Source organism: Acinetobacter sp. WC-743, assembly GCF_000335555.1.
In the GTDB taxonomy this organism is placed as follows: domain Bacteria; phylum Pseudomonadota; class Gammaproteobacteria; order Pseudomonadales; family Moraxellaceae; genus Acinetobacter; species Acinetobacter bereziniae.
Genome location: NZ_AMFQ01000138.1, coordinates 1 through 11,712 on the forward strand (window position 1 = coordinate 1; position 11,712 = coordinate 11,712).

Sequence of the window (11,712 nt, forward strand, 5' to 3'; positions counted from 1 at the left end):
TGATCATTAAGAGAATATGAAGAACAACTTGTGTGGATTTTTACTGATTGATTGATCGAAATATTATCATTGATTGTTGGTTTAAATTACTCGAAGTTTATTTGAGAGAATTTGTCAGTAATTGATGAGCCAGAATTGTGACCTTAAGTCACTAATGATTTTAACTGAAGAGTTTGATCATGGCTCAGATTGAACGCTGGCGGCAGGCTTAACACATGCAAGTCGAGCGGGGGAGATTGCTTCGGTAATTGACCTAGCGGCGGACGGGTGAGTAATACTTAGGAATCTGCCTATTAATGGGGGACAACATCTCGAAAGGGATGCTAATACCGCATACGCCCTACGGGGGAAAGCAGGGGATCACTTGTGACCTTGCGTTAATAGATGAGCCTAAGTCGGATTAGCTAGTTGGTGGGGTAAAGGCCTACCAAGGCGACGATCTGTAGCGGGTCTGAGAGGATGATCCGCCACACTGGGACTGAGACACGGCCCAGACTCCTACGGGAGGCAGCAGTGGGGAATATTGGACAATGGGGGGAACCCTGATCCAGCCATGCCGCGTGTGTGAAGAAGGCCTTATGGTTGTAAAGCACTTTAAGCGAGGAGGAGGCTCTTTTGGTTAATACCCAAGATGAGTGGACGTTACTCGCAGAATAAGCACCGGCTAACTCTGTGCCAGCAGCCGCGGTAATACAGAGGGTGCGAGCGTTAATCGGATTTACTGGGCGTAAAGCGTGCGTAGGCGGCTTTTTAAGTCGGATGTGAAATCCCCGAGCTTAACTTGGGAATTGCATTCGATACTGGGAGCTAGAGTATGGGAGAGGATGGTAGAATTCCAGGTGTAGCGGTGAAATGCGTAGAGATCTGGAGGAATACCGATGGCGAAGGCAGCCATCTGGCCTAATACTGACGCTGAGGTACGAAAGCATGGGGAGCAAACAGGATTAGATACCCTGGTAGTCCATGCCGTAAACGATGTCTACTAGCCGTTGGGGTCTTTGAGACTTTAGTGGCGCAGCTAACGCGATAAGTAGACCGCCTGGGGAGTACGGTCGCAAGACTAAAACTCAAATGAATTGACGGGGGCCCGCACAAGCGGTGGAGCATGTGGTTTAATTCGATGCAACGCGAAGAACCTTACCTGGTCTTGACATAGTAAGAACTTTCCAGAGATGGATTGGTGCCTTCGGGAACTTACATACAGGTGCTGCATGGCTGTCGTCAGCTCGTGTCGTGAGATGTTGGGTTAAGTCCCGCAACGAGCGCAACCCTTTTCCTTACTTGCCAGCATTTCGGATGGGAACTTTAAGGATACTGCCAGTGACAAACTGGAGGAAGGCGGGGACGACGTCAAGTCATCATGGCCCTTACGACCAGGGCTACACACGTGCTACAATGGTCGGTACAAAGGGTTGCTACCTAGCGATAGGATGCTAATCTCAAAAAGCCGATCGTAGTCCGGATTGGAGTCTGCAACTCGACTCCATGAAGTCGGAATCGCTAGTAATCGCGGATCAGAATGCCGCGGTGAATACGTTCCCGGGCCTTGTACACACCGCCCGTCACACCATGGGAGTTTGTTGCACCAGAAGTAGGTAGTCTAACCGTAAGGAGGACGCTTACCACGGTGTGGCCGATGACTGGGGTGAAGTCGTAACAAGGTAGCCGTAGGGGAACCTGCGGCTGGATCACCTCCTTAACGAAAGATTGACGATTGGTAAGAATCCACAACAAGTTGTTCTTCATTGATGTATCTGAGGGTCTGTAGCTCAGTTGGTTAGAGCACACGCTTGATAAGCGTGGGGTCACAAGTTCAAGTCTTGTCAGACCCACCAAGTCTACTGAACACAGAAGAGCAGATATATTAAGATCTTAAGCTGGGGACTTAGCTTAGTTGGTAGAGCGCCTGCTTTGCACGCAGGAGGTCAGGAGTTCGACTCTCCTAGTCTCCACCACTACTACGCAGTTACCTGATTAAAAAAAGATTGATTATAGAAATTAATGAACTGAAGTTTATAGAGTTTATTAACTTCTGTGATTTATCACAGTGAACTACTCGCTGACGAGGCGGTAGAGAATCATTAACAGAATATATTTGAGTTGAAATAATTGTTTAACTCGTTTTATGAAGCTTAACAAGCAATTGTTAAAGCGGAATGAAATGAGAACTAGCGATAAAACTGAATCAAGCGTTTTGGTATATGAATTAAATTGAAGCTGTACAGTGATTAAGTTCACAGGCAACAAATAGAAGTGGTTAAATCCACATTGTTGATCCTCCTTGTAGGGATTAACGACTGTTTGGGGTTGTATAGTCAAGTAATTAAGTGCATGTGGTGGATGCCTTGGCAGTCAGAGGCGATGAAAGACGTAATAGCCTGCGATAAGCTTCGGGGAGGCGGCAAATATCCTGTGATCCGGAGATTTCTGAATGGGGAAACCCACTTACCATAAGGTAGGTATCGCATGATGAATACATAGTCATGCGAGGCGAACGAGGGGAAGTGAAACATCTCAGTACCCTTAGGAAAAGAAATCAATTGAGATTCCCTCAGTAGCGGCGAGCGAACGGGGATCAGCCCATTAAGTTATATGTGTATTAGCGGAAAGCTCTGGGAAGTGCTACCGTAGAGGGTGATAGTCCCGTACACGAAAGTGCACATATAATGATGACGAGTAGGGCGAGGCACGTGAAACCTTGTCTGAATATGGGGGGACCATCCTCCAAGGCTAAATACTCCTGACTGACCGATAGTGAACCAGTACCGTGAGGGAAAGGCGAAAAGAACCCCTGTGAGGGGAGTGAAATAGATCCTGAAACCGCATGCATACAAGCAGTGGGAGCCGACTTGTTCGGTGACTGCGTACCTTTTGTATAATGGGTCAGCGACTTATATTCAGTAGCAAGGTTAACCGTATAGGGGAGCCGTAGAGAAATCGAGTCTTAATAGGGCGTTTAGTTGCTGGGTATAGACCCGAAACCGGGTGATCTATCCATGAGCAGGTTGAAGGTTGGGTAACACTAACTGGAGGACCGAACCCACTGTCGTTGAAAAGCCAGGGGATGACTTGTGGATAGGGGTGAAAGGCTAATCAAACTCGGTGATAGCTGGTTCTCCCCGAAAGCTATTTAGGTAGCGCCTCGGACGAATACCATAGGGGGTAGAGCACTGTTTCGGCTAGGGGGTCATCCCGACTTACCAAACCGATGCAAACTCCGAATACCTATGAGTACTATCCGGGAGACAGACTGCGGGTGCTAACGTCCGTAGTCAAGAGGAAAACAATCCAGACCGCCAGCTAAGGCCCCAAAATTATAGTTAAGTGGGAAACGATGTGGGAAGGCATAGACAGCTAGGAGGTTGGCTTAGAAGCAGCCACCCTTTAAAGAAAGCGTAATAGCTCACTAGTCGAGTCGGCCTGCGCGGAAGATGTAACGGGGCTAAAACTATATGCCGAAGCTGCGGATGTATACATTGTATACGTGGTAGGGGAGCGTTCTGTAAGCCGATGAAGGTGTGTTGAGAAGCATGCTGGAGGTATCAGAAGTGCGAATGCTGACGTGAGTAACGACAAAACGGGTGAAAAACCCGTTCGCTGAAAGACCAAGGGTTCCAGTCCAACGTTAATCGGGGCTGGGTGAGTCGACCCCTAAGGCGAGGCCGAGAGGCGTAGTCGATGGGAAATTGGTTAATATTCCAATACTTCTGTGTAATGCGATGAGAGGACGGAGAAAGTTAAGTCAGCCTGGCGTTGGTTGTCCAGGTGAAAGGTTGTAGGCATGCATCTTAGGCAAATCCGGGGTGCTCTATGCTGAGAACTGATAGCAAGCGAGTTTACTCGTGAAGTGGCTGATACTATGCTTCCAGGAAAAGTCTCTAAGCTTCAGTTACACAGGAATCGTACCCGAAACCGACACAGGTGGTCAGGTCGAGTAGACCAAAGCGCTTGAGAGAACTCTGCTGAAGGAACTAGGCAAAATGGTACCGTAACTTCGGGAGAAGGTACGCTGCTGACGGTGATAGGACTTGCTCCTTGAGCTATTGGCAGCCACAGAAACCAGGCCCCTGCAACTGTTTATTAAAAACATAGCACTCTGCAAACACGAAAGTGGACGTATAGGGTGTGATGCCTGCCCGGTGCTGGAAGGTTAATTGATGGGGTTAGCGTAAGCGAAGCTCTTGATCGAAGCCCCAGTAAACGGCGGCCGTAACTATAACGGTCCTAAGGTAGCGAAATTCCTTGTCGGGTAAGTTCCGACCTGCACGAATGGCATAATGATGGGGGCGCTGTCTCCAGCAGAGGCTCAGTGAAATCGAAATCGCCGTGAAGATGCGGTGTACCCGCGGCTAGACGGAAAGACCCCGTGAACCTTTACTGCAGCTTGACATTGAACTTTGATCTTACTTGTGTAGGATAGGTGGGAGGCTTAGAAGTAGCGACGCCAGTTGCTATGGAGCCATCCTTGAAATACCACCCTGGTAATATTGAGGTTCTAACTCTGTCCCGTTATCCGGGACGAGGACCATGTCTGGTGGGTAGTTTGACTGGGGCGGTCTCCTCCTAAAGAGTAACGGAGGAGTACGAAGGTGCGCTCAGCGTGGTCGGAAATCACGCGTAGAGTATAAAGGCAAAAGCGCGCTTAACTGCGAGACCCACAAGTCGAGCAGGTACGAAAGTAGGTCTTAGTGATCCGGTGGTTCTGTATGGAAGGGCCATCGCTCAACGGATAAAAGGTACTCTGGGGATAACAGGCTGATACCGCCCAAGAGTTCATATCGACGGCGGTGTTTGGCACCTCGATGTCGGCTCATCTCATCCTGGGGCTGAAGCAGGTCCCAAGGGTATGGCTGTTCGCCATTTAAAGAGGTACGCGAGCTGGGTTTAGAACGTCGTGAGACAGTTCGGTCCCTATCTACCGTGGGCGTTGGAAATTTGAGAGGATCTGCTCCTAGTACGAGAGGACCAGAGTGGACGAACCTCTGGTGTACCGGTTGTGACGCCAGTCGCATCGCCGGGTAGCTATGTTCGGAAGGGATAACCGCTGAAAGCATCTAAGCGGGAAGCCTACCTCAAGATAAGATTTCCCTAGGACTTTATGTCCTCTAAAGAGCCGTTGAAGACTACGACGTTGATAGGTTGGATGTGGAAGTGCGGTGACGCATGAAGCTGACCAATACTAATTGCTCGTGAGGCTTGACTATACAACACCCAAGCAGTTGTATTGAAGCATCATTTGATTCATAAAAGATCAAAGAAACTTGATTTAGTTGTAAAGCTAGTTACATGAGCGAGGAATAAACAAACATTAATTATGTTTGTCCGAGCGCAAGACATAAAGCTATGCTTTATGTTAAAATCAACTCAAATGTTCTTCTGTTAAACTCATTTGGAACAAAGTAAGGCATACCCATAAGACCCGAAAAAGTCCATAACAGTTTGCTGGCGACAATAGCAAGAGTGAACCACCTGATCCCTTCCCGAACTCAGAAGTGAAACCTCTTAGCGCTGATGGTAGTGTGGGGTTACCCATGTGAGAGTAAGTCATCGCCAGCTTTTAATTCTTAAAACACCCTCAACGAATATGTTGAGGGTGTTTTTTTATGCGTAAATTAAAGAAAAAAATAGAAATGATAAGAAATTAAGAAGGAAAATAAAAGCCCTACCTGGTGGTAGAGCTTATATCAATTGCCGTTAAAGCAAAAATAATTCAGTCTTTAAAGTGGATTGGAATCCATTGATAGCTTTTCCCATCTGCTGAGTAGATATGACCAATGCCTGGAAAGGGTAAGTGAGGTGCTGCTATAGTCTGTCCATTTTTAGCATAGTCTGCAAATTGTTTTAAACGTGTTTGTACAGCCATTTTAGGATCAATATCATATTCAATCGCTGTTTCTGGTCTGTCGAATTGGACAGTGTGAGAATGCACAATATCACCAATAAAGATAACATCTTCACCTGTGGTTTTGAGTTTGTAGCTAAAATGTCCAGGTGTATGACCTGCAGTGTTGATTACTTCAAAGTCATTGATTTTGTCACCTAGTTTGAAGGTTTTAAATTGCTGTTTGGCTTGATAGGGTGCAAGTGCGGCTTTAATTTTCTCTACAGTTGCCACATAATTTTGGCGCTTATCCTGTGCTATTTTTTCAGCTTGTTTCGGATTTAGCCAATAACTCGCTTCTCTTTCTGAGACATAAATGGTGGCATTGGGAAAATTAGCGATACCATTTTTACTGACACCACAGGAATGATCAGGATGTAAATGTGTCAGTAAAATTATATTGACTTGCTCTGGTTGATAGCCTGAAGCTTTCAGATTTTTTAGTACAGAGCCTAAGTGAGCACCAAAACAATCCGCAGTACCACTATCAACTAAAACTAAAGACTTTCCAGTATTAACCAGAAAAGCATTGACTGAGGTTTGTACACCTTTTGCTTGATCAGCGTGGTACTTTTTTAAAATCTCTTGAACTTTGTCTGATGAAATATCTTTAAAGAGTGTAGGCGACATAAAATTTGTGCCATCAAGTAAGGCTGTAATTTGTGTATCACCAACTTGATATTGGTAAAAACCAGAAACTTGCGGCTGTTGCTCAATAATCGGTAAAGTTTTTTGAACATCTGCCTTTGATGCAAGTGGAAATAAACAAACGCAGAGTACTGACAAAGATTGGACAATATTTTTCATTGGATATGTTCAACATTAATTTAATGAATTATTTTGTAGCATGGATTGATCTGTTACTGAGCTTTTTATTGATGAAAAAAATTCTGCTTTTGTAAGCGAATTTTTTATGATTCTCAAAAGTGTTGGTGTGAGTGCTTCAGTTAATTTGCCTTTTGTTTTGGATTCTTTTCCATTCAATAACAGTACAAATTAAGGTTGTGGGAAGGATGAGAACAAATTGCAGATAACTAAATGTGAATATAGGTGATGGAGTGAGTATGGAAAGAATAAGGATAAAGGGTGAAAGCATTAATCCTAACATTGCGCCATAGATTATGCATCGCATGAAGGGTATTTGAGCGAGCTTTCCGGCAAAGAAATGTTGGAATAATAATTGAATGATTATTGCAGGAATAATGCCAAGTAAATAACCAAACGGTGTAATTAAGAATAGTCCTCCAATCATTGGAAATATGATCGAGGGCGTAATGAGACCTTTTAAAAATCGTATTGGATCACCGAACATAATATGGCTATGAAATGTGATTGCAATAATCAAAGTTCCAATAAATGGTCCCCAAATGACAAATGCTGAACTTTGCCATTTAGCTTTTTGTGAAAGGCTGGTTTTTGTAATTGCCATATTATGAGCTTTATCTTGATTTTATTCTTGAACATAACATAAAAAAAGGCTTCCGAAGAAGCCTTTCAAAAATCATTGGATTGCTAATTATGAGACTTTGTCACCAGCTTTTGCACCAGATTCAGGTGAAATGACCCAAACACCTTCACCATTTCCAGCAGCAAGCACCATTCCATTGGAAATACCAAAGCGCATTTTACGTGGAGCGAGGTTAGCAACCATCACGACCAATTTACCTTTTAAATCTTCTGGTGCATAGAATTCACGGATTCCACTGAATACATTACGTGGTTCTGCTTCGCCAACATTTAAGGTCAGTTGAAGTAATTTATCTGATCCTTCAACATGGGCAGCGTCTACAACTTCTGCGACACGGAGATCAACTTTGATAAAGTCCTCAATACCAATAATTTCAGCTTCACCCACTTTAGGTTCAGGCTTTTTCTCAACTTTCTTCTCTTTTTTCTTTTCAACTTTTGCTGGTTCAGCTGCAGAAGCCAAAGAGTCTTTAGATGCATCAACCATAGCAGCTACTGCTTTAGGGTCTACACGTTGCATCAATGGTTGGAATTGCGAAATTTCATGTGCTGTTAAGATATTTTGACGTGAAGCAAAATCAAAACGATCCAGTTTTAAGAAATCTTGGACTTGTTGAGCAAGCGTTGGCAAAACAGGTGCGAGATAAACAGCTAATTGGCGGAACAGGTTAATACCCACTGAACAGACATCATGAACTTGTTGTTCTTCACCTTCGATTTTTGCCAAAGCCCAAGGTTTTTTCTCATCAATATACTGATTTGCACGATCAGCAAGTGCCATGATTTCACGAATGGCAGTAGAAAATTCACGCGCTTCATAAGCTTTGGCAATTGAATCACCAGCATCGATAAAGCTTTGAACCAAAGCAGTCTCTGTACAGGTCTTTGATAAGGTATTGTCAAATTTGGTGTTAATGAATTTTGCACAACGACTGGCAATATTGACTACTTTACCGACCAAATCTGAGTTCACTTTCTGTACGAAATCATCAAGATTTAAGTCAGAATCTTCAACCTTATCAGACAGTTTGGAAGCAAAGTAATAACGTAAATATTCTGGATTCAAATGCTGTAAATAGGTTTCAGCTTTGATGAAGGTACCGCGAGACTTTGACATCTTCTGACCATTCACAGTTAAGAAACCATTTACGAATAGACCTGTAGGAGTGCGGTAATTTGCACCTTCAAGCATTGCAGGCCAGAACAGCGCATGGAAATAAACAATATCTTTACCAATGAAGTGATACACCTCATTTTTAGAATCTTTTTTCCAAAATGCATCAAAATTTAATTCTGGTCGCTTGGTTTTGATGTAATTTTCAAAACTCGACATATAGCCAATGGGTGCATCAACCCAAACATAGAAGTATTTATTAGGTGCATCGGGTATTTCAAAACCGAAATATGGAGCGTCACGAGAAATATCCCAGTCGTTTAAACCATTATCAAACCATTCGTCTAATTTATTTGCGATAGATACAGGTAGACGACCTTCGTCACGCGTCCATTTTTGTAAATATTCTGCAAAATTAGGCAGTTTGAAAAAGTAATGATCAGATGATTTTTCAACAGGTGTCGCACCACTTAAAGTTGAGCGTGGATTCAACAATTCTGTTGCATTGTAGGTGGTTCCACAGACTTCACATGAGTCGCCATACTGATCTTCAGCTTTACATTTTGGGCATGTGCCTTTAATAAATCGATCTGAAAGAAACATGCTTTTTTCAGGATCAAATAATTGTGTTACAGGACGAATCGCGATATTTCCTGCTTCACGGTTTTTGATATAAATTTCTTCAGAGCGAGCCTTATTTTCATCACTATTGGTTGAATCATAGTGATCAAAATGCACACCAAAACCATCGAAATCACGAATATGTTCTTTCTGAACATTGGCAATTTGTTCTTCAGGGGTAATTCCATTCGCCTCAGCGCGAAGCATAATGGCTGTACCATGAGCATCATCCGCACATACATAAGTCACATCATGACCCATTGCACGCATGGCACGAACCCAGATATCTGCTTGGATGTAGCCGAGTAGATGACCCATATGAATAGGACCATTTGCGTATGGAAGGGCGTTAGTGACTAAGATATTTCGCACGGATATAACTCTCTTTCTCAAAGTTAAGGCAAGGGTATTGATTTTAACGTAATTGCTATCAAGATGCACAACTGAATAGGTGAATTCTTTTCAAATGTGGATTTTTAATCATATTCATATACCCAACGATTTATTATTATAGAATCAACGATTGAAGCATGCTCATGAGTAATAAAGTAATGATTGATGAAGATTATTTTGATGATGATCAACCTGTAATTCGTATTGCACAAAATCAAAAAACCAAAGCACAGTTTGAAAAAAATATTTTAAAACAAGCACAACAGTATCTAGACGATATTTCTGAGGATGAGCATCAGTTTTTAATTCAGACGCTCAGAGATATGGCGCAAGAAGAAAAATATTTCGATGTACTTGCAGATCAATTAGATCAACCTGTGGATGCGAAGGTTGCTAATGATGCATTAAACCTTTTGTATTTTTGGCAACTCATTCATGAGGCTAAAGAGATTTCAGAATTTAATCTTTTGGATGTGATCAATACTGAGTTTTTTCAAAGCAGCTTGCTAGATGCTTTTGAGCTATTAGATATTGGTGAGTCAAAAGCTCAATACAAAGCTGTATTAGCGCAAAGTTTTAAACTCTATGAATTAGAACTTTATGCAGGATGTATACCTTTGCTATATGCACAATTAGAAGGTTTACTGACAGCAGTTTTACTTCAAAATGGATATTTAAAACAACAGGATACTAAATTTATTGATGTTTATAAAATTGTGCCAGGTTTAAAAGGTCATGAGATCAAGAGTTTATGGCATAAGGTCAAAATTGCCAATGAATTGAATCATTATTTCTTAGAGCTTGCTGCATATAAAATGGACAATAGTTCAACCGTGAGTATGACACGCCACAATATTTTGCATGGTACAGAGTTGAGCCATTTTAATCAGGGGCGTAGCTTTGTATTGTTTATTTGGTTATTTAGCGCGGTTAGCTTTATGAGTTCATTAAAATCCTAAGCTAGGAAAATATTAAAAACTTCACTTAAATTTCACCAAAGAATCAAATATTTTACATTTATGTTTTAGACACTGATGCCAAGATCGGAAAAGGAAAACAGGATGCGATCTTGGTATTTATATGTGGTTTCCGCTGCTGCCAGTCTCAGCGCTGTTTTAAGTTTGGTTGTTCCATTCAGTTTGTTGTTATATTTTTATCAGGGTGATTTACTAAGCATCGTTTCTGAGCGGAACTCAAGTCGTGGTATGAAGGTGGTATTGTATTTAACGCCATTTCTATTTGTGTTGGCATTGTTTAGTTATTTGCTGATTTTTAGTGTTCTAAAAAAGCCTAAAGCAGTGATTGAAATTGCTCAAATGCTTAAAGTGACAGGCTTCATTTTTTTGTTCATTTTGAGCTGTCTCTTTCTAATTTTATGTTTAGAGGGAACTCTATATCGTTTTCTCGAAATGTTGCCATATTTATGTATTGCTTATGCCTTGTTGTTAATTCCTATTTTTATAGGCTTAATGGCTGGAAATACATTATATTTAGGGTGTGTTGACACTTTTAGATTAAAAAATAGCGAAGTAGTAAAATTAAATCGCCAAACCCAATTTTACTATTCGCTATGCCTCGTACCATGTTAACAGATCAACACTGGCAAAAGTTGAAAGCTATTTTGCGTAATTTATCCATTCATCTCAACTCAAATTTAAGAAATTTTATTGAAGCGATTCTTTATAGGATAAGAACTGGATGTCCTTGGCGTGACATACCCACTTGCTTTGGACAACCGAACTCTATTTTTAAACGTTTTAATCGCTGGTCAAGTAGTGGTAAGTTACTCACTATATTCAAATTATTATCACTGAATACCGATATGGAATGGCTATTCATCGATGGTTCCCATATTCGTGCTCATCAACATTCTGCGGGTATTGCTGATCAGGCAATCTCTAAAAGTGCAGGAGGAAACTCCTCCAAAATACATTTAGTTGTAGATTCAAATGGGAATCCTATTGATTTCATTATTACTGATGGAACACACATGATGTTAAGTCGCACCTGATTTAATTTCAAAACTCATTTAAATGAGGCAGAGATTGTATGTGCAGATAAAGGCTACGATTCAGAGCCATTAAGACAGCAGATTAGAGCAACTGGAACAAAAGCAATATACCTAAAAAACCAATAGCCAATCAAACAATGACCATATGGATTGGTATTTATATAAAATCAGGCACTTAGTAGAAAATATGTTTTGTAGGTTAAAGCAATTTAGAGGGATAGCCAC

At 41.9% G+C, this 11,712-nt stretch carries 5 protein-coding genes, 2 tRNA genes, 3 rRNA genes and 1 pseudogene; 8 read left to right on the forward strand and 3 right to left on the reverse strand.

The window, feature by feature from the left end; translation table 11 throughout:
* Positions 1 to 161: 161 nt before the first annotated feature.
* The 5 genes from ACINWC743_RS20740 to rrf all read left to right on the forward strand — a co-directional run bounded on the left by ACINWC743_RS20740 (position 162) and on the right by rrf (position 5,556).
* A 16S ribosomal RNA gene (locus ACINWC743_RS20740) occupies positions 162 to 1,699 on the forward strand.
* A gap of 59 nt (positions 1,700 to 1,758) precedes the next feature.
* A tRNA-Ile gene (locus ACINWC743_RS20745) sits at positions 1,759 to 1,835 on the forward strand.
* A 44-nt stretch (positions 1,836 to 1,879) separates the two neighbouring features.
* Positions 1,880 to 1,955, forward strand: a tRNA-Ala gene (locus tag ACINWC743_RS20750).
* A 358-nt stretch (positions 1,956 to 2,313) separates the two neighbouring features.
* A 23S ribosomal RNA gene (locus ACINWC743_RS20755) occupies positions 2,314 to 5,204 on the forward strand.
* 237 nt (positions 5,205 to 5,441) lie between these two features.
* Positions 5,442 to 5,556: ribosomal RNA gene (gene rrf / locus ACINWC743_RS20760) — 5S ribosomal RNA — on the forward strand.
* Together the 16S, 23S and 5S rRNA genes with 2 tRNA genes alongside form the textbook arrangement of a ribosomal RNA operon.
* Positions 5,557 to 5,710: 154 nt before the next feature.
* On the opposite strand, the gene ACINWC743_RS20765 is transcribed toward rrf, so the two are convergent.
* The 3 genes from ACINWC743_RS20765 to metG form a co-directional block, all read right to left on the reverse strand.
* Entirely contained in the window at positions 5,711 to 6,688 is a 978-nt protein-coding gene (locus ACINWC743_RS20765; RefSeq protein ID WP_035301533.1) for an MBL fold metallo-hydrolase, read from the reverse strand.
* Between the two features lie 136 nt (positions 6,689 to 6,824).
* On the reverse strand, positions 6,825 to 7,310 hold the full coding sequence (locus ACINWC743_RS20770) for a hypothetical protein (protein ID WP_009586857.1): 486 nt from the start codon (positions 7,308 to 7,310) through the stop codon (positions 6,825 to 6,827).
* Positions 7,311 to 7,397: 87 nt separating this feature from the next.
* The gene (gene metG / locus ACINWC743_RS20775; RefSeq protein WP_035301535.1) at positions 7,398 to 9,455 is read right to left on the reverse strand and encodes a methionine--tRNA ligase; all 2,058 of its coding nucleotides are present in this window, start codon (positions 9,453 to 9,455) and stop codon (positions 7,398 to 7,400) included.
* 179 nt (positions 9,456 to 9,634) lie between these two features.
* On the opposite strand from metG, the gene ACINWC743_RS20780 reads away from it, so the two are divergent.
* The 3 genes and pseudogenes from ACINWC743_RS20780 to ACINWC743_RS20790 all read left to right on the forward strand — a co-directional run.
* Positions 9,635 to 10,435, forward strand: a complete 801-nt coding sequence (locus ACINWC743_RS20780; RefSeq protein ID WP_004827569.1) for a hypothetical protein — start codon at positions 9,635 to 9,637, stop codon at positions 10,433 to 10,435.
* 102 nt (positions 10,436 to 10,537) lie between these two features.
* Positions 10,538 to 11,065 (forward strand): hypothetical protein, encoded by a 528-nt coding sequence (locus ACINWC743_RS20785; RefSeq protein ID WP_009586860.1) that lies wholly within the window; start codon positions 10,538 to 10,540, stop codon positions 11,063 to 11,065.
* Positions 11,047 to 11,712: pseudogene (locus ACINWC743_RS20790) on the forward strand (IS5 family transposase); the annotation flags it as partial. The gene ACINWC743_RS20785 and the pseudogene ACINWC743_RS20790, both read left to right, overlap by 19 nt.